Below are 25,655 nucleotides of genomic sequence, written 5' to 3'. Positions count from 1 at the left end.
GGGGTTGGGGGTTGGGGGTTGGGGGTTGGGGTGTGGGGTGTGGGGTTTTACCCATTTTCAGGTGGTCAATTACCTAATTTTCAGGGAAAAAGTCCCTGAATTTTCCCCCCAATCACTCCAATGGTTGGCACTTTTTGAGGTAAAAAAAGTCTAAAAGTCTTACCCAACAAGGTTTTTAGATTTATTCAGCAAACCCTATTTAGGGTCTGCGGCAAAAAGTTTTTCGTGGGGGCAGGGTGTGGGGTGTAGGGTGTAGGGTTTTACCGATTTTGAGGTAGTCAGTTACCTAATTTTCAGGGAAAAAGTCCCGGAATTTTACCCCCGATCACTCCCAGGTTCGGCACTTTTTGAGGGAAAAAAAGTCTAAAAGCCTTATCCAACAAAGTTTTTAGATTTATTCAGCAAGCCCTAAGTAAAAAATTTTTATAAACTTCTTGACAAAACCGGGGAGATAAATGCTAGTATTAAAAAGGTCTGTCCAATGGGGATTAGCCAAGCGGTAAGGCAGCGGGTTTTGGTCCCGCCATTTCCTAGGTTCGAATCCTAGATCCCCAGTTTAAAAGTTTTTATCCCCGGTCTGCCAATGATTGAGAATATCCTCGATCAAAGCTTCCTTTAGCCAAATACGACCGATAAGCGTCAGGGGAACCGCCAGAAATAGCCCTAAAAAGCCAAAAATCGAGGCGAAAAACAACTGGGCCAACAGGGTAAAAGCGGGTAAGAGCTTGAGCGACCGCACTGTTAAAAGGGGCAGCGGTGAATGACGGTCGAAATATTGAATTAACAGATAAATACTGCTGTAGAGCAGTAAAACCGCCCAGGGTTGCCAGGGAGCTTCCAGAAGGGCGATAGAAAAGGGTAAAATCGTGCTTAAAACTGGCCCGAGGTTGGGGATAAAGGTGAGAAATCCCGCGAGAATAGATTGGGAAAAAGCGAGGGGAATGCCGATCAGGGATAAACCCAGGCAACTGCCCAAGGTCATAATCAACATATGACAGAAAATCCCTTTCAGCCAAGTTTTTAAATCTCGATCGCACTCTTCTAGGATCGATCGTACCCTAGAACGGTAGAAAGCAGGAAATAAACGCAGAAAACAACGGTGGTAAGCGGCAGGATCGGCGAGAATCATCAAGCCCAGGGCAACAATTAGCAGTAAGCTGAGGATAATGCCGAAAGTACCGTAAAAAATGCTTAAACCCCGGCCAGCAATTTGGTTAATCAGGGGTTGTAATTGAGCGAGCAGTGTTTTAAAGTCCGGTAAGACACTGGCCAGACTAGGATCGAGATAATCCTCAAGACTATGGACTTGTCCCCAGAGTCTTTCTATAGCTTGGGGTAATAAACTAAATAATTGGCGAAATTGTTGGACTAAAGCGGGTATAATCCCCACAAAAATACCGATAATACCAATAAAGAAGCCAAAAAGAGTGATAATTAGGGCGTAGGAACGCTTGAGGTGATGACGCTGCCACCAAGTCACAGCCAAATTTAAAATCTGAGCCAGAAGAATCGCCATCAATAATAATAAGAGAATCTGTCGAATCTGCCAGAGAATCAACAGACAAAAGACTAACAGAACTAAACCGAGGCTGCTGCCAAAAGTCATGATGAGTAAGGAGAAAAATTCTTAATCAGTTATTGTCCGTCTCCAGAGGGCAAAAACCGTGAGCAGAAAAGGAGTAAAAACCAGAATTAAAGTGTTAAGAGGACTGGGAGCGATCGATAATAAAGGGGCAAGATATTTAATTCCCAGGGAAATCAAAGCCGATATCAAGATTATTTTTATAATAAAGCCGCTCATAGATCAATGTTTAGGTGACACAAGCACTATCTTATCCCTGAAGAGGTTAAAAATTGCTCAAAATGTGGAAATCATACCCCATCAGTTTTATTAATACTAGGGCGAAGTGGCTAGATTTTCTGGGGGAGGTCGGTTCAGAGGGAACACGAAAGTGTGAGACAATAGAAAGAAAAGGCTTAGTCAAGTAACTAGAGATTTTCATTGCTAGGACTTAAGACTTAATGGCAAGGATGAATCTTGACAGCAAATAAGATTTACCCTGTCCACCGCCCCTATCTTGTCGCCAATAGTCACCGTGATCACTTTAACTCTTTTACACCCCAGTCAAGCCACGCCCCTACAACATTGGCAATTTGACAATGATCAATCAACCATTCTCATCGGCAGGGCGCTGGATAATCATGTAGTTCTCTATAGTGCTGTGGTTTCGAGGCGGCACTTAGAAATCCGCCATAATGATCGCGATAATTGGGAATTGGAAAATTTAGGGGCAAATGGGACGTTTCTCAATGGCAAACCGCTCGAGAAAACCGCCGTCGTCGATGGTATGGTGGTTCGTTTAGCCACCTCTGGCCCGCAAATTCAAATTCATCTCATCGATGAGGACGAGCAACCAAAATTAATCCTCAAACCCCTAGAGGCTCCTTTGGTGGGCGACCAAACCCAGCCAGAAAAGGATACTATAGCCAGCTAGAAAATATTAAATTTTTATAAAGTTTTTTCAATTTGCCTAGCAAAATGTAAAAATAAATACAGAATAATAAATAAGATCTTTTCATTTGTTGTCCCTATATAGGGGCGACAAGGGGGATTAAAGTCACTTTAAAGCATTGCAGGGAGTCGGTGATATGACGTTAGTCTATCGAGGAGTTAAGCACGAAAGGGATTCTCTCCCCTTGGAGATGAATACTGGAGATATCGGGGGTAAATACCGAGTTCAACACTGGAATCACCATTATCCTCGCCATATGCTCCAATTAGAGCCGAAACTGCATCGTCAGTATCGTGGAGTTGCCTACAGCACCCGTCCTCATCTTGCCGGACAAGTCATCCCCAACACTTGTCCGTTACCGGTTGTCAAATCCCCTATTGTCGTCCAAGAGGAAACCCTTTCTAACGTCCATCTGAACAATATTCGTCTTCGTCTGGAACGTCGTTTACAAATCGCTCAAGAGAATGGTGACGAAAACCTCGTTAATCTCTTGAAAAAAGAATCCCAAGACTTAGCCTTAAACTGCTAGATTAGCGGTTTTTCCCACTTTCCCCTCGGTTCTGCTGGGGGGAATATTTTTGGGCGCAAAAATGCCTAAATCTTCCCCCCGCTCACTATTAAGACTTGAGCATCACTGGCATTTTGACAAATTTCCCCTAGTTCCTTTTTGAGTTTGTGACAATCGTGGGAATCCTGATCGTGAACAATAATAAATTTGGTATTGGGACTAGATTTCTTGAAAGCTTTGAGTTTTTTAGGAATAGATTTGGCTAGGTCTTGTTTACCTTGATGACTAATACATATATAGCTGATTTCTGGGGGAATAATTTTAGGTAAAAGTTCGTTTAACACATTTTCTATAGATGACTCTTCTAGCAAAAATACGATATTATAGTTCATTATGGTGCTACTCCTTTAAACCAGCCTTGATTCCAAAGATAGCCGGGTAAATCGCCTTCTGCTACTAAGTTTTTGAGGATTTCGCTATCGGTAGCCCTATGGATTTGGGTGATACCTTGGGATTTAATTAGCCAGAAAATACTAGCTAGTGGAACCGCATTGAGAAAATCGGGGGAGTGGCTAGAAACAAATACCTGACCCCCCCGATAGCTATAGTGAGCGAATTCTTCGGCTAGTTCTTTTAATAAAGTAGGATAAAGTTGGTTTTCTGGTTCTTCGACACAGAGTAGGGGATGAGGATTGGGATCGAATAGTAATATTAAATAAGCGAACATTTTCATAGTCCCGTCAGAAACATAGCGATCAATAAAAGGGTCTTTAAATGCTTGATCTTGAAAACGTAAAATCAAGCGACCGTCTTCGGTTTCTTTGGCTTCCACAGAGGAAATACCCGGAACTCGTTGTTTCATTCTTTCGAGAATTTGCTGAAAAATTTGGGGATATTGTTGATAAATATATTGGGCAACTGTTGCCATATTATCACCCCTGGGGGATAATTGTTCAGCGTAAGATATTTCTTTACTTCCTCTAGCTTCGCTAATGTGAAAGTCGGAAATGTGCCAATTTTCAATCAGAGAACGAAAAGCAGTAGCGGCTTTAAAACGTTGAAATTGTCCTAATCCTTTGAGCGCTAGTATATCGTTAGATTCTAGCTTTTGTTCTTCTCGATCGAGTTCTTTATCTGGTTTACTAAAATCTTCTTCATTGGTGATAGCATATCCTTGACCGCGTTGAAAATCTAAAAAATGAAAAGGTGCACCGTGTTCACCCCGTTTATAGCGAAGTATTTCGCGTTTGATCATGGGGCGATTTTCCTCTTGTCCAATTCTGAGTATATAAGTAACCAGACGTTCTGTATCTGAGATTTTCATCCGAAATTGCAGCTCGATTTCAATATCTTCTTTTTCTTGACCTCTGGTAATAACTTCTTTATAACCGCCCCGAATTTGTAAAGCTTGGCGAATGTTGTTTTTGAGGGCATCTCGCAGAAAGCCAAAAATATCAAATAGGGTAGATTTTCCTGTCCCATTAGCTCCAATAATCACGCAAAAAGGAGGAATATCTCTTATGTGTATATTTTTAAACATACGATAGTTGGTTATTTTAATAGAAACAATTTTCATGACATAATCGAGCCGTTATAGTTTTTTTGATTATACGATTGATCAGGTGAAGATAATTGATCAATTAGCCAAAAAAGCCAGAGATTAGGCTCTCTTGGACATTGGGGGATAAATCAGCTAGAAACTAGAGAGGCAAGCTCAACCGCCTGAGGAAGGGACAAGAAACCAGACTCAACACAAGTTGCCCAAAATAGCGTAAATTGTCTATAAATTTGTTCAACGACTTAAATTAGTACAAATGTTTGACTGTATTATCATCGGTGCGGGGCCAGCAGGAGCGACGGCGGGTTATCATCTAGCTAAAAAGGGACGTTCGATCCTGATCCTCGATAAAGCGAAATTACCCCGTTATAAACCCTGTGGTGGTGGGGTATCCCCGGCAATTAAGCAATGGTTTGATTTTGACTTTACCCCCGTGATCGAGAATACCGTCACCCAAGTGGAGTTTACTTGGAAACAGGGGGATGCCGCCACCACTAAGTTAAATATGCTAGAACCGATGTGGATGGTACAAAGGGATCGTTTCGATGATTTTTTAGGGCAACAGGCGATCGCAGTCGGGGCAACCATCCAAGATAACAGCGAAGTTACCCAGATCAAATTCATCCAAGATCACTGGCAAGTTACCACATCCCAAGGAACATTTTCAGGTAAATATCTGATTGCTGCCGATGGTGTTAGGGGCAATACCAGTCGCTGGTTGGGATTACCGGCGAAAAACGAAGCGATCGGTGCTGCTCTGGAAATTACTAACGCAGAAGCGACTATTCCACCCCAAAAAGCTTTTTTTGATTTTGGTTCCCTAAGAAATGGTTATATCTGGGCTTTTCCCAAGTCTAATGGTTACACAATTAGCGGTGGTTGTTTTAAGGGCAGCATCAAATCCGAGGATCTGAAAAAACAACTGTTAAATTATGCCCGTCAAAAGGGCTGGAATTTACAGGATTATCGCTATAGTGAGTATGCTTTAGCCCTTTGGAACGGAAATCAACCGCTACACGCCCAAAATGCCTTAATTACAGGAGAAGCGGCGGGGATTCTCGATCCTCTTATCGGTGAGGGTATCCGTCCGGCAATTTTGACGGGAGTTAAGGCAGCCGAGGCGATCGATCGAGCTTTAGCCGGGGATAATCGCGCTTTAGCGAACTATAGTCGGATAATTCGGGAAGAATGGGGGGAAGATATGGCTTTAGCGGCCAAATTAGCCGGTTTATTCTATCAATTTACCCAAATCGCCTATAATATCGCCGTTAAACGCCCGATCGCCGGTCAACTGATGGGACGTATTCTCGTGGGAGATTTAAAATACCGGGATGTTACGGAACAAGCGATGCAACAATTGAAAAAACGTCTATTGCCCGGATTTGGTTGGGGGTAAAACTTCTCTTACCATGGGGGAGGTAACTCGATCGCTGATGGTTACTTTCCCGATCGCCGTGGGTAAAATAAATCTAATCTTTGCCATCTTTGACCTTTTTATCGGCAGTAAGTGCCTCGAAATTCAGGGATGCAGGAAGGATAATAGTTCTCTGAATATCGACTATAATGATTAATAATCTTTCTGATTAGGGGAGAAAATAAATGTCAGTGATGATTGAACAAAGTCTTGAAAAAATTCTAACAGAAATTAGTCAAAAACTAGAAAATGTCCAAAAAGATGTTACAGATATAAAAATTCAGCTAACAGAAGCTAAAGGCGAAAGACAAGTATTAAAAGTAGAAATAAATTCTGTAAGAGGAGAAATAAATTCTGTAAGAGGAGAAATAAATTCTGTTAAGGAAGATGTCAAAGAAATTAAAAGATCACAACAAGCGCAAATTTGGACACTAATTGGTATTTTAATTACTGCGGTGGGAGGTTTTTTAGTAGCAGTTGGTAGATTCGTTATTTCAGGTAATCCTTAATCATAGTCCTCAGGCAACTTAGTTCAAATGATACTGTAAAGACATGAAATTACCTAACGGAGAACAGGCAGAAATTGCTATGGAAAAGTTAATCAACTATTGTTTAAATCCAGAACATTCTAGCGGTAAAAACAAAGCTAGAGTTTTCAAGTCCCGTTTAGGAATAACTCAAGAAAATGCTGAATTATTACTATCAATGATTCAACTAGCAGCAATTGAAGGTGAAGTCGTTCAGCAAGCACAGACAGAATTTGGTCAACAGTTTAAGGTAGATTGGACTATACCAGATCGGCAAGGAATGCAACTTCGGACTATTTGGGAACTCACTTCGACTAATTCTAATCCTCGTCTTATTTCTGCATTTATTAGGTGACAATATATGAAAAATATTTTAATTTTAGATACTGTGGCTATTACCAATCCTGTTACTAAGGAAAGATTAACTTTAGTTGAACCAGAATATGAGTCTATAGAAAGCTTACCAAGTGGACAAGTTGGAACGGTAGTGGAAGTATATGAACGAAACGGAGAAAAGCAATATTTGGTGGAATTTTCTGATAATCAAGGACGGGAATATGCTATAGCTCTTTTAAAAGAAGATGAGTTACTTGTTTTACATTATGAACTTGAAGTTGCTTAATTATCGTAATTGTAACTTACAGCGCGATCGCTTTTCTGACAACCTTACCACCAATCCCCAACTCTTGATGATTGCCGATGAATCGCTTATAACTGAATTAACCGTCACCATTTACAACGCTATGAATGAACAACTCACCCAAGCTTACCTAAACCTCATTAATCAATTATTAACCTGTAATGAAGGCGATGAACCCCAAATATTACAGAAAAATCAGGAATTGTTGGATCGGGGGTTGGTTGAGGTAATGGTAGCCGTAGCGCAACAATACAGGGAAGCAGGAAGGGAAAATGAGGCGTAATCGTTGACAAGCACTTGAGACAAAATATACAATAATACTGATAACCATCATTATCAGGAGAATCATCAGATGTCAATTACGATTGAACAAGATCTCAAAGAAATTTTAGGTGAAATTAATCAGAAACTAGAAAAACTTGATAATCGTCTGAATAGTCTAGAAATTGGACAAGCTAGATTAGAGGAAAAAGTCGATGGTTTAGAAAAAGATATTGAAAGTTTAAAAGATGATACAAAGGAAATAAAAGGCTCTCAAAAGGCACAAATTTGGACGTTAATTGGAATCTTGGGAACGGCTTTACTCGGAACAATAATTCGCTATATTATTCTTCCCTTTCCTCAATCATAAATATAATCACAAAAATCATAGTACAGACAATGAACAAACAACGCACCCAAGCTTATCTAAACCTCATTAATCAGCTATTATCCTGCAATGATGGCGATGAATCCAGAATATTACAGGAAAATTAGGAGTTGATAGGGGATAGAGTGAAAGATTTATTTTATTTTTTGTAAATATCTCCGCGAGTACCAATCTGAGTAATAATATAAATTCGATTTTCTTGATCTATAAAAAATAAACAGCGATAATCTCCTATTCATAATCTTAATTCTGGTCTTCCTTTAAGGGGCTTAATATCCGCATTTTCAGAGTTGGTTAATAAAGATTTCAATCCTTTAATAATACGCTCTTGATCAGTTTTAGACAACCGTTTTAGATAGCGTTGGGCAGGTTTTAAAATAAGAAAACGCCACTCACTCAAGGTTTTCTCCCCATAAGTCTTGTTCAAGTTCTTCTAAAGAGATTCCCTGATCTTTTCCTGTTAAATAATCTTGCCAAGCTGCGTCACTTTCGGCAATGTCTTCAGGAGGAATAATTTCGGTTTCATCCCCTTCAACAAAAATCGGTTGAAATTGCATTTGTTGAGTTGGTGTTGTCATGATGGTATTTATCCTAGTTAGTTTTCTCATTTTATCTTAACATTGAGATTCTTAAATGATTCATGATTTAGGCAAAATTCCTTTTTTTTCAATATAATCAAGAATAATCCTGTTCAACCCTCTCTCAACCCATGAACGAACAACGCACCCGAGCTTATCTAAACCTCGTTAATCAATTATTATCCTGTAATGATGGCGATGAATCCCGAATATTACGGGAAAATCAAGAATTATTGGATCGGGGTTTGATAGAAGTAGCGCAAAAGTTAGAGAAATTAGGAGATTCAATAAAATGCAGTGGGTATTTTCAAGAATTAGAAAGATTGCACAGGTTGTAGGTTTAGTAAAAAACACTCCTGACATAAATGATATATCTTATGATGACTCAAGCTTATTGTTTTTAATGGAAATATTAAAGAAAGTCAATGATAATCCTAGCCCGCAAGTAATTTATCCTTTCTTGAGTAAAAATTTAGATAAATTAAATGAGAATTTAACTGAAAGTTTTGATAATTATATAAATCTTCTTTTAAGTATCATTGGAGATAAGCAAGAAAAACTTGCTTCAGGTACTGTTCTGGTTAATTTTGGCGTTATTATTCAAAAATTCACTCTTGGCGATATTTCAATAAACCAAGAAATAGGGATCAAAGCTTATCAAATAGCTTTTCAACTTTTTACCTATCATGATTTTCCTAATGAGTGGGCTATAACTAATAAATATCTTGCAATTTCATATTGTCTTAGAATCAAAGGAAATAAGGCTGATAACTTAGAAAAAGCGATTAATTTTTATGAAAAAGTCTTAACAGTCTGGACTTTTGAAGCTTTTTCTCAAGAATGGGCTGCAATTCAAAATAGTTTGGCATCAGCCTATGCAGATAGAATAAAAGGGGATAAGGCTAAAAACTGGGAAGTAGCAATTAATTTATATAAAGAATCATTAAAAGTAAGAACATTTGAAGATTTTCCCCAAGAATGGGCTACAACTCAAAATAATTTAGCGATTGCTTATGTAGAAAGAATAAGAGGAAACAAAGCTGAGAATCTGGATCAAGCAATCAGTATTTACAGAGAAATATTAAAAATCTATACATCTGAAGATTTTTCTTATGAATGGGCAACTATACAAAATAATTTAGCAAATGCTTATCTTTACAGAATTAAAGGAGATAAAGCACAAAATTTAGAACAGTCCATAAATTTGTATTCAAAATCTTTGAAAATTACAACAATTGAAGATTCTCCGTATGAATGGGCAAGAATACAAAATAATTTAGCACTAGCCTATAAAAATAGAATTACAGGAGAGAAATCAGAAAACTTAGAGATTGCAATATCTTGTGTAAAAAAAGCTCTGGAAGTTTATACCATGCAGGATTTTTCTTACGAATGGGCAGCTACACAGAATAATCTCGCTTCTGCTTACTCAGACAGAATGAGAGGAGAGAAAGCTGATAATTTAGAAAGGGCGATCACATCTTACAATGAAGCCTTGAAAGTGAGGACTTTTGAGGCTTTTCCCCAAGATTGGGCTGCTACACAGAATAATCTGGCTCTTGCTTACTCAGACAGAATCAGAGGGGATAAAGCAGAGAATCTCGAACAAGCGATCGCCTATTATCATAATGCTTTAAAAATCTGGACTAAAGAAGATAATCCCTTAAATTGTTTATTAACTGCCCGCAATTTAGCCAACCTACACTACAACGAAAAACAATGGCAACCCGCCACAGAAGCTTATCATATCGCCATTGAAGCTGTCGAAAATGCTCGCTTAGAAGCATTAAATCCCCAAGATCGTCAAGAAGTTTTATCCAGTGCTATTGATGTTTTTTATGGTATTGTGCAAGCCCATCTTAACCTCAATCAGCCAGAGAAAGCATTAGAATATATCGAACGCAGTAAAGGGCGTAATCTGGTGGAATTAATGACCCAGAAAAATCTACATCCCCAAGGGGTTAGTCAAGAAATCATCGCCCAATTAAATGAATTAAAACAACGAGTTGTTAATGAACAAATTCGCTTACACCATCAAAGCATTAACCAGAATCTAAAGCGTAGTGATAACCTAACTCCCTACGTTCAAGATCACAGTTATCTGAGGGAATATCAACAAGATTTAGATAATTTTATTGCAAGAGAAATTAAAGATACTCTCTTTAGCCTCACTCAAAAAGTTGAGCCGATCCCATTTACAGAGATTCAGGCTTTAACTGATGCTGAAACTTGTCTGCTGCAATGGTGGATTACAGAGGAGAAAATACTCGCTTTTGTGGTGTCTGCTGAGGGAGAGATTAAAGTTTGGCAATCTTCCGAGGATGATCAAAATCAATTCTTTGATACCTTCAATAATTATCGACGACTTTACTACTCCGACAATCGCAAGAAAGAATGGAGAAATCAACTGTCTAACCTCTTACAGACTTTTGCTGATACTCTGCATATTAATGCTATTCTTGCCCTTATTCCCGATACTTGTCAACGCTTAATTATTATCCCCCATTTGTTTCTACATATTTTACCCTTACACGCCTTACCTGTTGATCCCCCCCAACTCCCCTTAAAAAGGGGGGAGTCGGCAACGGGGGGATCAGAATTACAAGATTTATTTCCCAAGGGTGTACAATATGCCCCTAGTTGTCAAATCTTGCAAAAAATCTCCCAAACTTCTCACCATTCCGACTTTAATAAACTGTTCGCCATTCAAAACCCCACCAAAGACTTATTTTACACCGACCTAGAAGTTAATATCCTCTCAACTTTCTTTACTGAACCTCAAGTTATCGCCAAAGACAACGCCACAAAAGACACTGTTACCACCCATCTTAAAGCCTCAGATAGTCATTGTTATCACTTCTCTTGTCACGGAGGCTTTAACCGCAATAATCCCCTAGAATCTGCTTTATTATTAGCCAATAAGGAACCCTTAACATTAGGCGAAATCTTTGAACTGCGCTTGAATCAATGTCGCCTTGTCACCCTTGCCGCTTGTGAAACTGGCGTTATTGATTTAAACATCAGCGATGAATATATCGGTTTACCCAGTGGGTTTCTGTTTGCAGGAAGTCCCAGCGTTGTCAGTAGTTTATGGACAGTTAATGACCTATCAACCTCCTTCTTGATGATTAAATTATATGAGATTTTATTTGATGCTAATATGAATATTTCTGTACCAGTTGCTTTAAAACAAGCTCAAAACTGGTTACAGAATTTGACCGTACAAGAATATCTCAATCAATTGAATAGTTGTCAAGAAATTGTCAAGCTAATGCAACAAAAATTAACAACAGAAGAATTTAAGCGATTGATAGATATGATCGAAGATGAACAAATTAGAATAAAAGGGTTTGAACTTAATTATAAGCTTTTTAATAACCCTTTTTATTGGGCGGCTTTTACCGCAGCAGGTATCTAAACTAACTACAAAAATTGTCTAATCTTTTCTTGACAATATAAATGGCTAAAGTAGTTGCCACAACTTCAAGAATTGGATTACCAGAAGTAATAAATAACCCAACCAATCCACCTAATATATTAGGAGCAATATCTTGTCTAATATGATCATGACATATTAATTGACGTGCCTGGGTGATAGCTTGTTGCCAAAAACTTTCGCCCTCTGCCCTCACTATATCAATATTTGAACGCCTTACTAATCGAATAGCAGCGTACTCCAAATCGCCGTCACATCGATCAATCATGTCAAGATCCGCAAGTGCTTGAGGATTATCCGCCAATTCAGCGCGAAACTGGGCAATTTCTTCAGCAGTAACTTGTATTGAGTCAGTCGTCATATTGGGAGCATTCCTTAATTGAAAAAACGTCTATTGCCCGGATTTGGTTGGGGATAACACCTCGCGCACCATGGAGGGAGTAACTCGATCGCTGATGGTGACTTGGCCGATCGCCGTTGGTAAAATAAATCTAACCTTGCCATCTTTCACCTTTTTATCGGCAGTAAGCGTCTCGATCATCTGGTCGGGGTTTAAGGGCGGAATTTGTGTTTCTAAGCCAGATTTGGCAATTAACGCCGTTTGTCGTTGATTTTCCGCTTCCGTCCACATTCCCAGTTTAACAGCGATCGCTCCTGCTGCCACCATCCCCATCGCCACCGCTTCCCCGTGGTTAATCTTAGTATATCCGGTTAAACTTTCAATGCCGTGGGCGATCGTGTGACCATAGTTTAAGATCGCCCGCAAACCCGCTTCTTTTTCGTCTTTACTTACCACATCTGCTTTAGCTTGGCAAGATTTTGTAATAATTGTTTGCAATAGCTGGCCATCGATCTGAGAAAAACTGGCTAAATTGTCCGAGTCTTCTAACTGTTTAAATAACTCAGCATCCCAAATTACACCATATTTAATCACTTCTGCCATTCCTGCCCGAAATTCTCGCACCGGTAGGCTTTTAAGGACGCTAGGATCGATCAGAACTAATTTCGGTTGATAAAACGCCCCGATCAGATTTTTGCCCTGGGGATGATTGACACCAGTTTTACCCCCGATGGAAGCATCCACCATCGCTAACAGGGTGGTGGGAACTTGGACAAAATTAACACCCCGTAACCATGTGGCTGCCGCAAATCCCGTCATATCCCCGATCACACCACCACCGAGGGCAACCATAGTCGAGGAACGTTCCAACCGGTGAGCGAGGGTGCTATCATAAACTTCGGCGATCGAATCGAGGGTTTTATAATTTTCGCCAGCGGGGATCAGATGAGTAGAAACGGTAAATCCCCCTTTTTCTAGGGAATTAACCGCTATTTGCCCGTAGTACTCAAAAATTTCGGGATTAGAAACCAATAAAACCTTTTTACCTAAGCTTAACTGGCTCATTTCTGCACCGAGATTGGCTAAACTGCCCTTCTCGATCAGAATATTATAGGAGCGATCGGGTAAATTAACGGGAATACAAATAGCCATAGGGTGTGGGGTGATGTTTCAGTGATCAGTAATCAGTAAACAGTGATCAGTAAACAGTGATCAGTAAACAGTAAAAAAGCAGCTCCGAGCTTGTCCCTTAATACTATTCACTGAAAACTCGCACCTGATAACTGATGACTGATAACTGATAACTGAGTCGATTATTGACGCAGCTTAGTCAACTCTAACAGCAGACGAGAGGATAAAAAACAGATAAAGCTCTCTCCCAGAAAGAGACTTAAGCGCCCACTGTCGGCGATCAAGTCTGTGGATAATTGTAGGGGAACTAGGCCGCGGACTAGGGCAAAAGCTGCCACTGTACCATCTTTGAGATGGGGATTATCATCGTTACGGACGACATAACGATAGGTGACACCAAAGAGAAATCCGCTAATTATCGCCCCTGATATCTTGACAAAAGTGCCAATTACTGTGATCGATTCCCCTAAAAATACTCGATCGACAATTAAAAATAGCAGATAGGGAACCAGGAAAGCCAGCGCCGAGATACTCCCCACCTGTATGGATTCGATTCTTTCCTTGAGCGTAATTTGCACGATCGCCTCTCTAAAACGGAGTCACTGATGAAGTATTATCGAAAATTTGGGTTGAAAACCTCGCCCTTTAGGGCGACTTTATGTTAGCATTAAATTGAGTCGTTGACTTTGGGAACGCAGGAAACAAGCGACACTCCGTAATCCCTAAATCTCTAACCATCACTGGTACAAAAGCTTTCATCCTAAGTCCACATGGTAAGAGCGAAAAACAATTAAATACTGTGGGACACACAGAAATTTACGCTTGGGGAGTAGTCTTTAAGAGTGCTTACCTTGTAGGTGTAGTCGGACTAGACATGAAACTGTAAGACCAAAATTAGCTCTGCTAGTAGCGGCAAGATTCAGCCCAAGAATCTCCGCACTTTTAGGGCGGAGAGTGTCAACTCCTAAGTATTTCGTTTAACAAAGGCAATTATGGATATTTTGACACTTGGTTGGGTTAGCATTCTCGCCCTTTTCACTTGGTCGATCGCCATGGTGGTTTGGGGTCGTAACGGTTTCTAGGTAATCTATAGATACCATGGAAACATCCCTGATTCTTAACACTCTCTTTCTAGTCGCCTTAATTCTCCTCGTTGTCGTTAGTGGTGGCATTCTCTACCTGACGACTACAGAATGGCGTGATCGCCGTCGTCAAGATGGCGATAAAAAATTAGGAAAATAATCCTGAACAGGTGTACTTAATTGCGCCTGTTTTTTCTTTACTATGATTAAAATACTGCACTTATCGGATATTCACATGGGGAGTGGTTTTTCCCATGGGCGTTTAAACCCAAAAACGGGATTAAACACGCGTTTAGAGGATTTTATGGGCAGTTTGAGCCTCTGTATCGATCGGGCTATTGCCTCCCCTGTGGATCTAGTGCTTTTTGGGGGAGATGCCTTTCCCGATGCCACTCCTCCTCCTTTTGTTCACGAAGCTTTTGCCAGTCAATTCCGTCGTCTTGCCGATGCTGATATCCCGACGGTGTTATTAGTGGGTAATCACGATCAACATTCTCAGGGTAATGGCGGTGTCAGTCTCTCCATCTATCGTACCCTAGCGGTGCCGGGGTTTATTGTTGGCGATCGCCTGACCACCCATCGCATCACCACCCGCAACGGCGATATCCAAGTAATTACTTTACCTTGGTTAACCCGCGCCACTCTCTTAACCCGTCCCGAAACCGAGGGTTTATCCTTGAGTGGGGTAAATGAATTATTAATTAACCGTTTGGAACCAGTTTTAGAAGGAGAAATTCGCCAATTAGATACAAGTTTACCAACAGTTTTATTAGCCCATTTAATGGCCGATCGAGCTAGTTTAGGAGCAGAAAGATTTTTAGCGGTTGGTAAAGGTTTTACCGTACCTTTATCGCTGCTAAATCGTCCACAATTCGAGTATGTTGCCCTCGGCCATGTTCACAAACACCAAAATCTTAATCCTAGCAATGATCCGCCCATTATCTATCCCGGGAGCATCGATCGAGTGGATTTTAGCGAGGAAAAAGAAGATAAGGGCTATGTTTTAATAGAAGTGGCTAAAGGAGAGGTTAAATGGGAATTTTGTCCTTTACCCGTGCGTCCTTTCCGTTCCATCGAAGTGGATGTTTCCGAGGCAGAAAACCCCCAAAAAGAATTGCTGAAAGCTCTCAAAAAACACGATATTCAGGAAGCAGTTATCCGCTTAGTTTATAAAATTCGCAGTGAACAATTAGAACTAATCAACACCAATCAGCTTGACGAAGCATTAAAAACTGCCCATAGTTATAGTATTCGGGCTGAGTTAATTAGTCAATTAACCCGTCCCCGTTTACCGGAATTAGGGGTGGGTAATCAATTAGATCCTATGGAAGCGTTAAAAGCTTATATCGATAATAAGACAGATTTGCGCGATATTGTCGATGATATGTTAGAGGCAGCCCAGCTTTTATTAAATCAACAGCCAGAAATTTGGCTAGAGGAAGAAACCTCGATTTAGCTATCAGTTATCAGTTATCAGTTATCAGTTATCAGTTATCAGTTATCAGATGTAAGTTTTAAGTTATCAGATGTAAGTTTTAAGTTAATTAGTTAGTTATCTTTATCTTTATACCTGTTTACTGTTTACTGCTCACTGAAACATTTTACCTATCCCTGTTTAAACAAGCCATGAGTTTATGTCTTAATCCCGATTGTCTATATAACAATGATCCTACAGATAAATTCTGTCAAAAATGTTGCTTTCAATTATTACTAAAAGATCGTTATCGTGCTATAAAATTAATTGGTCAAGGAGGTTTCGGTAAAACTTTTCAAGCAATTGATGAGGATAAACCTTCTAAACCTTATTGTGTGATTAAACAATTTTTTCCTAGCGCTCAAGGCAGTAATGCTCTCAAGAAAGCGGCGGAATTATTTAAAGAAGAAGCGATTAGTTTAGATAATCTCGGTCAACACCCACAAATTCCCTCCCTCTATGCCTATTTTACCAGCAATGATGGGCGACAATATCTTGTTCAAGAATATATTGAGGGAGAAAATCTAGAACAAGAATTACAAAGCGAGGGAGTTTTCAATGAGGAAAAGATCAAACATCTTTTATTAGAAATTTTGCCAATTCTTGATTTTATCCATGCTAAAAGAGTCATTCATCGGGATATTAAACCAGCTAATATAATTAGGAGACACAGCGATAATAAAATAATTTTAGTTGATTTCGGTGCCTCTAAATTTATGAATGTTGCTAATCTTTCCCTGACAGGAACAGTGATCGGTTCGGCGGGATATATCGCCCCAGAACAAAGCAATGGCAAAGCGATTAATAGCAGTGATTTATATAGTTTGGGAGTCACTTGTATCTATTTATTAACGGGAATATCTCCCTTTGAATTATTCGATGTGAGTGAACATGAATGGGTATGGATCCAGCACCTGATTAATAATCCTGTTAGTGTTGAATTAGGTAAAATTTTAGATAAATTAATTGAATTTGGCACCAAAAAACGTTATCAATCAGCCGGGGAAGTCCTGCAAGAGTTAGCAGTAAAATTAGCCGTCGTGATTCCGCCAAAACCCCGATCACAGAATACAATTCAAGAAACGGTTTTGCCAGTTTTTCCAGCCGCCACCAGGGAGGAAATTAACCTCAAAAGTGCTAAGGTAATTGATTACACTAACCTACGGGATTTATTAGCGCGAGAAAAATGGCAAGAGGCAGATCAAGAAACGGCTAATTTATTCTTAAAAGTTGCCGATCGAACTAAAGAAAAATATCTGAAGATAGAAGACATAGATAACTTTCCCTGTGAAGATTTAGCCACTATCAATCAACTCTGGTTAAAATATAGTCAGGGAAAATTCGGTATATCTGTTCAGAAAATAATCTATGAAAGTTTGGGAGGAAGCGGCAATTATGATCAACAAAAATGGAACGCTTTTGGAGCAAAAGTCGGTTGGCAAGTTAATAACAAGTGGTTATACTACGATCAAATTACTTTCTCTCTCAAAGCACCCTGCGGACATCTCCCCACCCTTGTCTGGGGTGTGGGTGGTGGCATAATTCTTTTTTCTCGTCTGGAAACCTGTGTCATGGACAGAGTTTCTAGCAAGGGATAAATTAGCTTAAAAACTTTTCTGGAGAATTAAACAATTTCTCCCTCTGGCAGTGCGGATATATTGTAAAGTATCAGTAAAAGAACGCATAAAAATTAATCCTCGATCGCCTTCCATTTCCAAAGGTGCGACGGGATGTTGCTGTAGAGAATCAAGTTTTGCTTGCAGATCAAAAGGTTGACCGTGATCCCATATTTTTATTTCTAGAGAATGGGACTGTAAAGTTAATTCTAGATCGATCGGTGTGGTCGGTGGTAAATGTTGGTGAGCGTAACGGACAGTATTAGTAAATCCTTCTGCTAAAGCCACCTTACACTGCCAAAGTACCGAGTCGGGTAGAAAAGAGCGGCCGTGAGATTCAAACCATTGTAGGACTGGGATTAAAGCTGCCAATTCCGTCTGGACTTGTAGATGGAATTGGAGGGGGAAAGAAGGGGAATTTAAGACTTCAGAAGGCACCACTGTTTTTTTGAAAGAGAATCAAAATTGTTTTAAAAATCAGTTGTAGATCGTAGCCTAAACTCCAATTTTCTTGATAGCGCAAATCTAGTTGAATTACCTCTTCAAAATTACGCACCTGAGAGCGACCATTCACCTGCCATTCCCCGGTCATACCTGGTTTTACATCTAAACGTTGCCATTGGGGAACATCGTAGCGTTCCACCTCATCGGGGGTGGGAGGACGAGTGCCAACAAGACTCATTTCACCGGTGATCACATTCCAAAACTGGGGCAATTCGTCTAAACTGGTGCGACGTAAAAATTTTCCTACCCGGGTAATCCGGGGATCATTTTTATTTTTAAAAAAAGCTCCCTCCGCTTGATTGGGGATTTTATCCTTGAGTGCTTCTGCATCCACACACATGGAACGAAACTTAAGAATTTTAAATTCCTTTCCCAACCAACCGCAGCGGGTTTGACTGAAAAAAATTGGACCGGGACTGTCTAACTTAATAGCGATAGCAATGGGGACAAAAATAACCCCCGTGATTAATAAACCCACGATCCCACCAACAATGTCAAGACCGCGCTTTAACCAACTGCGAATCGAGGGATGGGTTTCCGGTAGATGGTTTTCATTGGCAGTAAAGCTCTTTTCTTGGGCTGCTAGGGGGGAGGTTTGGAAAGTGAATAATTGATCTAGTCCCGTAATCGATAAAACCCCCATCACTGGGGGATGGACGTTAGCCAGCACTAACTCGATATTTTCTGCCCTGGCCGCTTTGAGATTATGGACTAAAGCACCCACACCACTACTATCCATAAATTGAGTGGCATTCAGATCCAGAATGACTTTTTCGGGAGTGGGTGTTTGGGCGATGAGATGGTGAAACAAATCCTTGAACTGTACTGCTTCCAAGACAGTCAAGCGATCCGGCATCCGCAAAACCGGATACTCCATCGGAATGATCAGAAAACGTGTTTCAGGAATTTGGGAAGTCATCGACACAAAGAGGTGGTTTGATAGATGAACAAGGCCTGATGACCTACTTAAATGTTTACTACACTTTTCCGCAAATACCAATGGGTAATGTCAGAGATTACCTGTGATTATCGGCTAACGAATCTCACCTAGGGGCGGACGGCCTTGGGTTTGGGCCTTCGCTTTGGCTGCACCCTTTCTCAGGGCATCTAAACGGGTCTCATAACGCTTACGCAGACGACGGTTAGGGGTTTGTTCAATTAGGGTTTTAAAGGCACTGCCTAGGCTCTTGTAGGCGTTGGGGAGAGAATAACCGAAACGGGTGGCTAGGGCGATCGCTTTTTCATCAGCTTCGATCGCTTCTTTGAGAATTTTATCGCCATTATTTTTTCGCCAGAGACGATAACCGGAAATCCCACATAATCCCATAGCCAAAAGCAATAATAACCCATCCTGTACCCATAATTCCCCCACTGCACCACCTAAGCCAATAGCGAGGGCGGCCATTTCCCAGCCTTCCCGGGGAATACTATCATTTTGAATCCTGGCGACTTCATGCCAAAAGAGCAGATTACGCTGATCGATGGCTAAATTTTCCCATTTGGCTAAATCTATCTGAATTTCTACCTCATCTCTGCCAATTTCTTCACAACGGATCAGGGGGGGGTTAACCTCTGTGGAACCTTCTACCGTTACCCAACTTTGTAATTCTGGCGGTAGTAGGGTTTTTAGGCGCCGAAGTTCGCTCATTTCGGCTCGTGCAGAGGAGGCCGCATAAGATGTCATAGATTTTTTACCTATTCTCTACCAATGACGATGATTTCTATTTTCGATCATAGCGGTCTTTTTTGTGATCTTGGCAGCTTTTGGCAGTAGAGAGCATTTTCAGTTGTCGGTAATCAGTGAGGGGAGTGGGGAGACCACTTCGTGCGCGTTGCGGGGGGAAATGGGGAAGTGGGGAAGTGGGGAGTGGGGAGAAATAATCCATAACTGGGTTTTTAAGGTTCGATTGGGAGTCAATCATACTATTAAAAACCGATTTGGTATTATTGGCAAAATATAGGCTGTAACTTTTGCCGACTAATGCTCAAATATATCTTTGTATTGCTGTAAATCTAAAGCGGTGAAGATGGGGATACAACTAAAGCATTTTTGGGCTAATTCCCATCTTTCTTCTCTTTGCAGCATCACAATTAATTTATCTCGCACTGACAATAAATAGCGCACATCGTTAGCAGCATAACTCAGTTGTTTTGGGGTAAGATTAGCGGCATTTCCCCAATCAGAACTCTGAGCGGTTTTGTCTAATTCTATCCCTTCCAATTCCTGCACGAGGCTTTTTAAACCGTGACTGCTGGTATAAGTCCGAGCCAGTTTACTGGCGATTTTGGTACAGAAAATCGGTTGAGTGGCAATGGCAAAAGTTTGGGACAATTGAGCCACATCAAAACGGGCGAAATGAAAGACTTTTTCTATCTGCTCATCCTCCATGACCTTTTTCAGATTAGGAGCCTCTGTTTGCCCCCTAAAAACCCGAATAGCGGTGACAAAACCACTGGGATCACAGAGTTGAATTAAACACAGTCGATCGCGCCCTGGAATTAATCCCATAGTTTCTGTATCTACAGCGATCGAATTAACCCCTAAATAACGGGATAATAGGTCATCGCTTAAATCTCGATCGCACACTTGAAAATTGTCTAAGTTCATATAGTTAGGGGTTAGGAGAGCTTTTTTCAGTGATCAGGAAACAGTAAACAGTAATCAGTAAAAAGACAGCACTGTTAATGCCATTTAATACTCCTCACTTAAGACTGTCCACTGAAAACTAAAATCTGATAACTGATAACTGATAACTGATAACTGATGTTAAAAACTGGTAATTAAATTAAAATATCATTGGGGGGATTTTGTCAACGCTTTTTAACAAAAAGTTGTGTAAAATAATATTCGCCAACATTATTTTTAGCGATACCGATACCGGTGAGATTATAATCACCAACCATATTTTTTTGATGGCCGGGGCTATTAATCCAACCCTTGACGGCAACGCTAACGGGGTCAGGATATCCCTTCATAAAAGCCAAATTTTCGCCCATTTTTTCTAAAGGAATCTTCCTTTGTACTGCCTTGACTCTTCCCTCAAAACCATCATGACTAAAAGGAGCCTGTTTATGGGACATTTTTTGACTAAATAAGCGAGCTTCATGACTAATACGAGCATCGAGACGTAGGGGCGGTAAATTTTGAGAAATTCGGTAGCGATTAACTTGATAATTAGTGTTTTGTTCGAGGGTGATTAAAAAAGATTGATTCTGGATAGGATCGTAGCTAAGAGGATTAGTAGAAACGGGAGCGGATTGACGTTTTAAAAATATTTGAGTAAAGTATAACTTGCCTTGATTATCCGTCGCTACTCCAATCCCGGTACTATCAAAATCTCCCTCCATATTTTCCCGATGACCTTGACTTTTAATCCAGCCATCCACAGCAATCATTACCGGGTCATCATAACCTTGATTAACTGCCACATTTTCCCCCACCGCTTGATAGGGAACCGAAACACCAATAGTTTGCGCTCTTTTGTCAAAATCTTGATGACTAAAAGGAACTAAACCCGCGGCCATACGTTGGCTATGTAATCTTGCCTGTTGCGAAATTGCTCGATTTAACAGTAGGGGAGATAAATTACGAGATTGACGATAGCGATTGACCTGTTGATAGATTTTATTCTCTAAAACAAGTAAAGTTGCCGCATCTAAAGGAGAGGGAGAGGGAGAAGGAGAGGGAGAGAAAGATGATCCGAGTTCCGCAAAAGAGCTATACAAGGCACTACAGGCCATTAAACTTGTCGATACAAGCATCAAAATTCCTAACCGATAAGGTTTCTTAAAAAAACTTTTCATCAAAAAAATTGGGTCTGAAACCCCGCCGTTCTAGGTTGGATTTACTGTTAAATACTAGCGCATTTACAAGATATATGCCAGAACGTCAGGTATGGGGAAAGCCTATCGCTACCGATTTTACCCAACAGCAGAACAAGAGTCGCTATTGCGGCGCACCTTGGGCGGTGTAAGATTAGTTGAAAATAAAGCTCTCCATGTCAGAACACAGAGAAATCAGCGAAGGGGTTTGAGTTGAATTTCGCCATTTTCCCATTTTCCCAGTCTTGGTGGCGACCTGTTGACCAGAGGGGGGTAAATCTGTCAAGGCAGCTGCGAAACCCGGTAAGGAACCCCAAGCAGAAACCCAAATCGTCAGGTTTGGAAATCACCGTCCGGCCCCGGCGGTGAGGATGTCAACTTTTTGGTGCAAGGGTCAAGACTTGTTAAGATCGATCAAGCCGCTCGCTCAAATTTACCACTTCTGTGGCTCTCATTTATGGTAATCGACTTTCTGCCCTTCACTATCAATATTTCCCCGGCCTTTATTGCCGGTAGCTGTCTCTGGTCTTTAGCATTGTATCTGGGGTTAGCTGGGGTGCGAAATTGGTTTATAGAAATTTTCTATGGCTGGTTTAATTTTGCCGAGCGTTTCCTCTATACTTCCCTAGAGGAGTTTGAAAAAACTCGCGTCGCCAGAGAATCCCAAAATGCTTTTTATGCCTCTATCTTTAGTATTATTCCCTTTCTCATTCTCGGCGGTTTTTCCGATTGGTTAATCGAGATTAGTTTAGGAAAAAGTTGGCCGATTAGTGTCGGTATTCTCGCCTGTGTTGCCTGTGGTGTCTATGAATTAGGACGGCAGGACGGCAGCGGTAATCAGTAAACAACGGACAATTAAGCTGTTAACTATCTCAATTACTTCTTAGGACTGCACCGGAGTGGCAAGTTAGTCGATTTTAACCCTTGACTAGGACTCAATCTTTTCCTTCCAGACGATTTCTATGTTTATTAAGGGTCTTTTGTAGTAAATTCAAAACCTCATTAGCAATCTCAATAACTTGATGGGTTCCAAAACCGGCCTGAGTTAATTCTTTAAAAAAAGCCGGCTCTTCGGTTTGTCTTATGCAACGGACAGGGTTATAAGGGATGAAACCCTTATAGAAACAGACATTACTGTGATTTTTGTCAATTGTTTGCGATCTGGAGCGAACTAATCAATTAAATCTCTTGCCAGATCAGGATTTAGTCGATTTAGGCCTCCATATAGAATCATACCAAGTAACGAAGAACCAAAAAGCCTTAGCGACAATTTTGGCTAATTTCGGGGGATAAGGAGGGACAGCGATCAAATGTTCGGACTGAATTTCTGCTATTTCTCTAGTCACTGCCATAGCCACAAAACGAGATTTTAATATCCCTTGCAAATGAAAAATTTGCAGGGATTGGGCAGCCTGTTGAGCGAATAACTGCAAGATTTCTAAATCTAATGGTTCAAAATGTTTTTTGTCTAGGGGAAAACTGAGATTAATTACTCCGATTACCTGCTCGTTTAGGATAATCGGTACGGAGATAAAACTATTATTATTTGATCTTTTGGGATAAGGGGCTGCAGTGGAAAATGGCGATCGAGTGATATCCTTAATTAGTAAAGGTTTCCCTGTGGCCGCTACACTGTCGGCAATAACTTGATCGAGTTTAATTATTTCTTGATCAGCCAAAGGTGATAGATCATCATAATGGGCAAAAACTTCTAGATAATCGGTAATTTCCCCTTTTAATTCCTGTGGAGAGCTTAACATAATTGAACAGTGCCGCGCTTGCAATTGATGAGCGCTCATACTAGCTATTTTCCGAAAAATATCTTCGAGATTTTCCTCAACATTCAAGACAAGAGCCAGAGCCGTTAATTTGGGGTTAAAATTATCCATGTATTCAATCACTTATTCAGTCCGAGTTTAGGCTTTCAGGGTGAGGGTGACATTCCCCATATCCCTGTTTGTCTGAGTCTATAGCTTGCCATAGCATCTCATGGAAGGGCTTTTTTACTCGCTAACTGCTCTATTGTAGATGTGCTGAAAAACTTCTGTATTTCTCTTGTTTTTTGTCTTCCCTCTAGCTACTCTGATCTAGTAGGTCAGACGAGTTCAACCTGACTTGAGTAAAAGATGGTGCGTTTTCTCTGGGCAATTTTGGCCGGTGTGGGGATGGGGTTAACAGTAGCGCCGGTTTCTTGGTGGTTACTCGCATGGATTTCTCTCGTCCCCCTGTGGATTGTTGTGAGATTAGCGGAAAAATCCCTAAAAAAACCGCTTTTATACGGTTTTGGCTGGGGTTTTGCCTACCATGGTCTGGCTTTATTCTGGATCACGGGAATTCACCCGATGACGTGGATGGGTGTCCCCTGGTTAGCGAGTTTGTTAATTGCCCTGTTTTGTTGGTTGTTTATTACTTTTTGGGGAACGGCGATCGTGCTAACTTGGACGTTAGTCATGTTTTATGTCAACAAAAGTGTTAATCAGTCATCTTTTCGGGATGCCCTCCTACGGGTTTTCATCGGCACTGCCCTCTGGTGTGGGTTAGAATCTCTCTGGAGTCAATCCCCTCTCTGGTGGACTACCCTTGCTTATAGCCAAAGTCCCCATAATTTATTGATTCTGCAATTGGGCAAATTATCGGGTTTTACGACGGTAACGGCGGCAATTGTGGCAGTTAACGGTTTAATCGCCGAAAGCTTGCTCCTAATCCGTCAATCGCGGCAAAATCTCGCTTTTCTCTCTTTACCCCTCCTCATTTGTTTTAGCCTCCATCTCTGGGGATGGAATGTTTACCATAAACCGATCGAAAAGTCAAGGGATTTAGGGATAAAAATTGGCGTAATTCAGGGCAATATTGCCAACACGATTAAACTTTCGCCCCTGGGATTTCAAAAGGCGCTCGAAGGTTACACCTCTGGTTATCAAATTCTCGCTGATCAAGGAGTAGATGCCGTCTTAACTCCTGAAACGGCCTTACCCTACTATTGGGAGAACTTAGTCAATAATAGCTCGATTTATTCGGCAATTTTAGCCAAAAAAACGCCGATCTGGTTAGGTGCATTTGGCAAGGTGGACAAGGGTTATAACAATAGTCTCTTGACCATTGATGGCGAGGGACAGGTGATTAGTCGGTATGATAAAGTAATTCTCGTGCCTTTAGGCGAATACGTTCCTTTTCAGGAAATTTTGGGCGGAATTGTTGATCGCCTTTCTCCCTTGCAAGCGCATTTAATCCAGGGAAATCCTGATCAAATTATTGACAGCCCTTTCGGTAAAATAATTGTGGGCATTTGTTACGAGTCGGCTTTTTCCGAACATTTTCGCCGTCAAACTGCTAGGGGAGGCGAATTTATTATTACCGCTTCTAATAACGCCCATTATAGCCACGCCATGCCCGCTCAACACCATGCTCAGGATACCATGCGAGCGATCGAAACCGATCGATGGATGGCCCGGGCTACCAATACAGGTTATTCTGCTTTTGTGGATCCCCACGGTAATCACCTTTGGCTATCGGATCTGGATAGATATCAAATCCATAGCGAAACAATTTATCGACGGGATACGAGAACTTTATATGTGCGCTGGGGAGATTGGTTAACTAAAGTTTTAATCATTACTGCCGGACTAGCTTGGCTCTGGAGAGCTTGGGATCAAGGTGACAGTGGTATACTTTTTCGTGATTGACATCCTCGCCGCCGTAAAACGGACGGCGATTCCTCACCACGCCACTTTTTTAGGGTGGTCGCGTCAATGGGGTTGACGCAGATAGCGAAAAACGCTTAATTGCTTAAGTCTGACACTTTCGACCCGTCCGTTTTCAGTGTCCGAATGCCGGACGGCCACTTTGAACAAGTCGAAAAAATC

The 25,655-nt window shown here is 40.9% G+C and carries 28 protein-coding genes, 1 tRNA gene and 4 pseudogenes; 17 read left to right on the top strand and 16 right to left on the bottom strand.

Translation table 11 applies throughout. The annotated features are described in order from the left end of the window. Window positions 1–482 precede the first annotated feature (482 nt). Window positions 483–555: transfer RNA gene (locus tag IM319_RS19170), tRNA-Gln, on the top strand. Window position 556: 1 nt separating this feature from the next. On the opposite strand, the gene IM319_RS19165 is transcribed toward IM319_RS19170, so the two are convergent. Continuing rightward, window positions 557–1,606, bottom strand: a complete 1,050-nt coding sequence (locus tag IM319_RS19165; RefSeq protein ID WP_287736586.1) for an AI-2E family transporter — start codon at window positions 1,604–1,606, stop codon at window positions 557–559. A gap of 21 nt (window positions 1,607–1,627) precedes the next feature. Then, complete coding sequence (locus IM319_RS19160; RefSeq protein ID WP_167341553.1) at window positions 1,628–1,801, bottom strand: hypothetical protein; 174 nt, start codon at window positions 1,799–1,801, stop codon at window positions 1,628–1,630. A gap of 295 nt (window positions 1,802–2,096) precedes the next feature. On the opposite strand from IM319_RS19160, the gene IM319_RS19155 reads away from it, so the two are divergent. Continuing rightward, window positions 2,097–2,495 carry an FHA domain-containing protein gene (locus IM319_RS19155; RefSeq protein WP_287674245.1) on the top strand — a complete coding sequence of 133 codons (399 nt, stop codon included), beginning with the start codon at window positions 2,097–2,099 and terminating at the stop codon, window positions 2,493–2,495. Between the two features lie 154 nt (window positions 2,496–2,649). Further along, window positions 2,650–3,042 carry a DUF4278 domain-containing protein gene (locus IM319_RS19150; RefSeq protein WP_287684563.1) on the top strand — a complete coding sequence of 131 codons (393 nt, stop codon included), beginning with the start codon at window positions 2,650–2,652 and terminating at the stop codon, window positions 3,040–3,042. Between the two features lie 86 nt (window positions 3,043–3,128). Here IM319_RS19150 and IM319_RS19145 read toward each other — a convergent pair. Both IM319_RS19145 and IM319_RS19140 read right to left on the bottom strand, forming a co-directional pair. Beyond that, window positions 3,129–3,413: pseudogene (locus tag IM319_RS19145) on the bottom strand (hypothetical protein); the annotation flags it as partial. Then, window positions 3,413–4,597 carry an AAA family ATPase gene (locus IM319_RS19140; protein ID WP_287684562.1) on the bottom strand — a complete coding sequence of 395 codons (1,185 nt, stop codon included), beginning with the start codon at window positions 4,595–4,597 and terminating at the stop codon, window positions 3,413–3,415. The pseudogene IM319_RS19145 and the gene IM319_RS19140, both read right to left, overlap by 1 nt. A gap of 238 nt (window positions 4,598–4,835) precedes the next feature. Here IM319_RS19140 and IM319_RS19135 point away from each other — a divergent pair, with 238 nt between their 5' ends. Then, the gene (locus IM319_RS19135; RefSeq protein ID WP_287736584.1) at window positions 4,836–5,975 is read left to right on the top strand and encodes a geranylgeranyl reductase family protein; all 1,140 of its coding nucleotides are present in this window, start codon (window positions 4,836–4,838) and stop codon (window positions 5,973–5,975) included. Here the strand turns inward: IM319_RS19135 and IM319_RS19130 are convergent. Continuing rightward, window positions 5,949–6,093, bottom strand: a pseudogene (locus tag IM319_RS19130) (3-dehydroquinate synthase); the annotation flags it as partial. The gene IM319_RS19135 and the pseudogene IM319_RS19130 sit on opposite strands and share 27 nt — an antisense overlap. An 85-nt stretch (window positions 6,094–6,178) precedes the next feature. Between IM319_RS19130 and IM319_RS19125 the strand changes: the two are divergent. The 5 genes from IM319_RS19125 (at window position 6,179) to IM319_RS19105 (ending at window position 7,791) form a co-directional block, all read left to right on the top strand. Continuing rightward, window positions 6,179–6,502, top strand: a complete 324-nt coding sequence (locus IM319_RS19125; RefSeq protein WP_286825630.1) for a hypothetical protein — start codon at window positions 6,179–6,181, stop codon at window positions 6,500–6,502. A gap of 43 nt (window positions 6,503–6,545) precedes the next feature. Beyond that, on the top strand, window positions 6,546–6,875 hold the full coding sequence (locus IM319_RS19120) for a DUF6883 domain-containing protein (RefSeq protein ID WP_286825629.1): 330 nt from the start codon (window positions 6,546–6,548) through the stop codon (window positions 6,873–6,875). Between the two features lie 6 nt (window positions 6,876–6,881). Next, entirely contained in the window at window positions 6,882–7,142 is a 261-nt protein-coding gene (locus IM319_RS19115) for a DUF4926 domain-containing protein (protein WP_286825628.1), read from the top strand. Continuing rightward, window positions 7,123–7,443, top strand: coding sequence for a hypothetical protein (locus IM319_RS19110; protein ID WP_287736583.1), 321 nt, complete (start codon window positions 7,123–7,125; stop codon window positions 7,441–7,443). The genes IM319_RS19115 and IM319_RS19110 overlap by 20 nt, the downstream gene beginning before the upstream one ends. 69 nt (window positions 7,444–7,512) lie before the next feature. Continuing rightward, window positions 7,513–7,791, top strand: a complete 279-nt coding sequence (locus IM319_RS19105) for a hemolysin XhlA family protein (protein ID WP_149107955.1) — start codon at window positions 7,513–7,515, stop codon at window positions 7,789–7,791. A 253-nt stretch (window positions 7,792–8,044) separates the two neighbouring features. Here IM319_RS19105 and IM319_RS19100 read toward each other — a convergent pair whose 3' ends face one another. Both IM319_RS19100 and IM319_RS19095 read right to left on the bottom strand, forming a co-directional pair. Then, window positions 8,045–8,209, bottom strand: a complete 165-nt coding sequence (locus tag IM319_RS19100) for a type II toxin-antitoxin system RelE family toxin (RefSeq protein WP_287736582.1) — start codon at window positions 8,207–8,209, stop codon at window positions 8,045–8,047. Next, window positions 8,202–8,387: a hypothetical protein gene (locus tag IM319_RS19095; protein ID WP_002756239.1), complete on the bottom strand. Its 186-nt coding sequence runs from the start codon at window positions 8,385–8,387 to the stop codon at window positions 8,202–8,204. Before IM319_RS19095 ends, IM319_RS19100 begins: the two co-directional genes overlap by 8 nt. A gap of 131 nt (window positions 8,388–8,518) precedes the next feature. Between IM319_RS19095 and IM319_RS19090 the strand changes: the two are divergent. Then, a pseudogene (locus IM319_RS19090) lies at window positions 8,519–11,805 on the top strand (CHAT domain-containing protein). 1 nt (window position 11,806) lies between these two features. Here IM319_RS19090 and IM319_RS19085 read toward each other — a convergent pair. From IM319_RS19085 to IM319_RS19075, 3 genes are all read right to left on the bottom strand, one after another. After that, window positions 11,807–12,184, bottom strand: a complete 378-nt coding sequence (locus tag IM319_RS19085; protein WP_286825625.1) for a hypothetical protein — start codon at window positions 12,182–12,184, stop codon at window positions 11,807–11,809. A 30-nt stretch (window positions 12,185–12,214) separates the two neighbouring features. Beyond that, entirely contained in the window at window positions 12,215–13,315 is a 1,101-nt protein-coding gene (aroB, locus tag IM319_RS19080) for a 3-dehydroquinate synthase (RefSeq protein WP_287736581.1), read from the bottom strand. Window positions 13,316–13,476: 161 nt separating this feature from the next. Continuing rightward, window positions 13,477–13,872, bottom strand: a complete 396-nt coding sequence (locus IM319_RS19075; RefSeq protein ID WP_286825623.1) for a hypothetical protein — start codon at window positions 13,870–13,872, stop codon at window positions 13,477–13,479. A gap of 414 nt (window positions 13,873–14,286) precedes the next feature. Here IM319_RS19075 and petN point away from each other — a divergent pair, with 414 nt between their 5' ends. The 4 genes from petN (at window position 14,287) to IM319_RS19055 (ending at window position 17,448) form a co-directional block, all read left to right on the top strand. After that, entirely contained in the window at window positions 14,287–14,376 is a 90-nt protein-coding gene (gene petN, locus IM319_RS19070; RefSeq protein ID WP_012265708.1) for a cytochrome b6-f complex subunit PetN, read from the top strand. A 16-nt stretch (window positions 14,377–14,392) separates the two neighbouring features. Then, on the top strand, window positions 14,393–14,536 hold the full coding sequence (locus IM319_RS19065) for a hypothetical protein (RefSeq protein WP_002768280.1): 144 nt from the start codon (window positions 14,393–14,395) through the stop codon (window positions 14,534–14,536). A 42-nt stretch (window positions 14,537–14,578) separates the two neighbouring features. Next, complete coding sequence (sbcD, locus tag IM319_RS19060) at window positions 14,579–15,832, top strand: exonuclease subunit SbcD (protein WP_287077167.1); 1,254 nt, start codon at window positions 14,579–14,581, stop codon at window positions 15,830–15,832. A 170-nt stretch (window positions 15,833–16,002) separates the two neighbouring features. Then, window positions 16,003–17,448 (top strand): serine/threonine-protein kinase, encoded by a 1,446-nt coding sequence (locus IM319_RS19055; protein ID WP_287736580.1) that lies wholly within the window; start codon window positions 16,003–16,005, stop codon window positions 17,446–17,448. 6 nt (window positions 17,449–17,454) lie between these two features. Here the strand turns inward: IM319_RS19055 and IM319_RS19050 are convergent, their stop codons facing one another. From IM319_RS19050 to IM319_RS19030, 5 genes are all read right to left on the bottom strand, one after another. Then, complete coding sequence (locus IM319_RS19050) at window positions 17,455–17,907, bottom strand: ATP-binding protein (RefSeq protein ID WP_286825620.1); 453 nt, start codon at window positions 17,905–17,907, stop codon at window positions 17,455–17,457. Continuing rightward, entirely contained in the window at window positions 17,894–18,889 is a 996-nt protein-coding gene (locus tag IM319_RS19045) for an anti-sigma factor antagonist (protein WP_287736579.1), read from the bottom strand. The genes IM319_RS19050 and IM319_RS19045 overlap by 14 nt, the downstream gene beginning before the upstream one ends. Window positions 18,890–19,003: 114 nt before the next feature. Next, on the bottom strand, window positions 19,004–19,654 hold the full coding sequence (locus tag IM319_RS19040; protein ID WP_286825618.1) for a DUF3318 domain-containing protein: 651 nt from the start codon (window positions 19,652–19,654) through the stop codon (window positions 19,004–19,006). Between the two features lie 294 nt (window positions 19,655–19,948). Beyond that, on the bottom strand, window positions 19,949–20,578 hold the full coding sequence (locus tag IM319_RS19035; protein WP_287686056.1) for a ribonuclease H-like domain-containing protein: 630 nt from the start codon (window positions 20,576–20,578) through the stop codon (window positions 19,949–19,951). A 203-nt stretch (window positions 20,579–20,781) separates the two neighbouring features. After that, window positions 20,782–21,774 (bottom strand): CAP domain-containing protein, encoded by a 993-nt coding sequence (locus tag IM319_RS19030; protein ID WP_287736578.1) that lies wholly within the window; start codon window positions 21,772–21,774, stop codon window positions 20,782–20,784. Between the two features lie 91 nt (window positions 21,775–21,865). Between IM319_RS19030 and IM319_RS19025 the strand changes: the two genes are divergently transcribed. Together IM319_RS19025 and IM319_RS19020 are read left to right on the top strand one after the other, a co-directional pair. Then, window positions 21,866–22,009: a helix-turn-helix domain-containing protein gene (locus tag IM319_RS19025; protein ID WP_287077177.1), complete on the top strand. Its 144-nt coding sequence runs from the start codon at window positions 21,866–21,868 to the stop codon at window positions 22,007–22,009. 240 nt (window positions 22,010–22,249) lie between these two features. Further along, window positions 22,250–22,636 carry a hypothetical protein gene (locus IM319_RS19020; protein ID WP_002799133.1) on the top strand — a complete coding sequence of 129 codons (387 nt, stop codon included), beginning with the start codon at window positions 22,250–22,252 and terminating at the stop codon, window positions 22,634–22,636. 406 nt (window positions 22,637–23,042) lie between these two features. Here IM319_RS19020 and IM319_RS19010 read toward each other — a convergent pair. After that, window positions 23,043–23,681, bottom strand: a pseudogene (locus IM319_RS19010) (GAF domain-containing protein); the annotation flags it as partial. Between the two features lie 237 nt (window positions 23,682–23,918). Here IM319_RS19010 and lnt point away from each other — a divergent pair. Beyond that, complete coding sequence (gene lnt, locus IM319_RS19005) at window positions 23,919–25,475, top strand: apolipoprotein N-acyltransferase (RefSeq protein WP_287736577.1); 1,557 nt, start codon at window positions 23,919–23,921, stop codon at window positions 25,473–25,475. The last annotated feature ends 180 nt before the right edge of the window (window positions 25,476–25,655 follow it).

Source organism: Microcystis sp. M113S1 (assembly GCF_020246945.1).
GTDB lineage: Bacteria > Cyanobacteriota > Cyanobacteriia > Cyanobacteriales > Microcystaceae > Microcystis.
Note: the sequence above shows the minus strand (reverse complement) of the source record. Positions and strands in the feature narration are given on the sequence as shown.

Bases quoted from the DNA above. Each gene is read 5' to 3' on its own strand.
- IM319_RS19095 (WP_002756239.1), bottom strand. From the start codon at position 8,387: ATGACAACACCAACTCAACAAATGCAATTTCAACCGATTTTTGTTGAA.
- sbcD (WP_287077167.1), top strand. From the start codon at position 14,579: ATGATTAAAATACTGCACTTATCGGATATTCACATGGGGAGTGGTTTT.
- aroB (WP_287736581.1), bottom strand. From the start codon at position 13,315: ATGGCTATTTGTATTCCCGTTAATTTACCCGATCGCTCCTATAATATT.
- IM319_RS19065 (WP_002768280.1), top strand. From the start codon at position 14,393: ATGGAAACATCCCTGATTCTTAACACTCTCTTTCTAGTCGCCTTAATT.
- IM319_RS19045 (WP_287736579.1), bottom strand. From the start codon at position 18,889: ATGACTTCCCAAATTCCTGAAACACGTTTTCTGATCATTCCGATGGAG.
- IM319_RS19085 (WP_286825625.1), bottom strand. From the start codon at position 12,184: ATGACGACTGACTCAATACAAGTTACTGCTGAAGAAATTGCCCAGTTT.
- IM319_RS19125 (WP_286825630.1), top strand. From the start codon at position 6,179: ATGTCAGTGATGATTGAACAAAGTCTTGAAAAAATTCTAACAGAAATT.
- IM319_RS19040 (WP_286825618.1), bottom strand. From the start codon at position 19,654: ATGACATCTTATGCGGCCTCCTCTGCACGAGCCGAAATGAGCGAACTT.
- IM319_RS19110 (WP_287736583.1), top strand. From the start codon at position 7,123: ATGAACTTGAAGTTGCTTAATTATCGTAATTGTAACTTACAGCGCGAT.
- lnt (WP_287736577.1), top strand. From the start codon at position 23,919: ATGGTGCGTTTTCTCTGGGCAATTTTGGCCGGTGTGGGGATGGGGTTA.
- IM319_RS19140 (WP_287684562.1), bottom strand. From the start codon at position 4,597: ATGAAAATTGTTTCTATTAAAATAACCAACTATCGTATGTTTAAAAAT.
- IM319_RS19160 (WP_167341553.1), bottom strand. From the start codon at position 1,801: ATGAGCGGCTTTATTATAAAAATAATCTTGATATCGGCTTTGATTTCC.
- IM319_RS19165 (WP_287736586.1), bottom strand. From the start codon at position 1,606: ATGACTTTTGGCAGCAGCCTCGGTTTAGTTCTGTTAGTCTTTTGTCTG.
- petN (WP_012265708.1), top strand. From the start codon at position 14,287: ATGGATATTTTGACACTTGGTTGGGTTAGCATTCTCGCCCTTTTCACT.
- IM319_RS19025 (WP_287077177.1), top strand. From the start codon at position 21,866: ATGGGGAAAGCCTATCGCTACCGATTTTACCCAACAGCAGAACAAGAG.
- IM319_RS19115 (WP_286825628.1), top strand. From the start codon at position 6,882: ATGAAAAATATTTTAATTTTAGATACTGTGGCTATTACCAATCCTGTT.
- IM319_RS19135 (WP_287736584.1), top strand. From the start codon at position 4,836: ATGTTTGACTGTATTATCATCGGTGCGGGGCCAGCAGGAGCGACGGCG.
- IM319_RS19105 (WP_149107955.1), top strand. From the start codon at position 7,513: ATGTCAATTACGATTGAACAAGATCTCAAAGAAATTTTAGGTGAAATT.
- IM319_RS19055 (WP_287736580.1), top strand. From the start codon at position 16,003: ATGAGTTTATGTCTTAATCCCGATTGTCTATATAACAATGATCCTACA.
- IM319_RS19030 (WP_287736578.1), bottom strand. From the start codon at position 21,774: ATGAAAAGTTTTTTTAAGAAACCTTATCGGTTAGGAATTTTGATGCTT.
- IM319_RS19150 (WP_287684563.1), top strand. From the start codon at position 2,650: ATGACGTTAGTCTATCGAGGAGTTAAGCACGAAAGGGATTCTCTCCCC.
- IM319_RS19120 (WP_286825629.1), top strand. From the start codon at position 6,546: ATGAAATTACCTAACGGAGAACAGGCAGAAATTGCTATGGAAAAGTTA.
- IM319_RS19035 (WP_287686056.1), bottom strand. From the start codon at position 20,578: ATGAACTTAGACAATTTTCAAGTGTGCGATCGAGATTTAAGCGATGAC.
- IM319_RS19020 (WP_002799133.1), top strand. From the start codon at position 22,250: ATGGTAATCGACTTTCTGCCCTTCACTATCAATATTTCCCCGGCCTTT.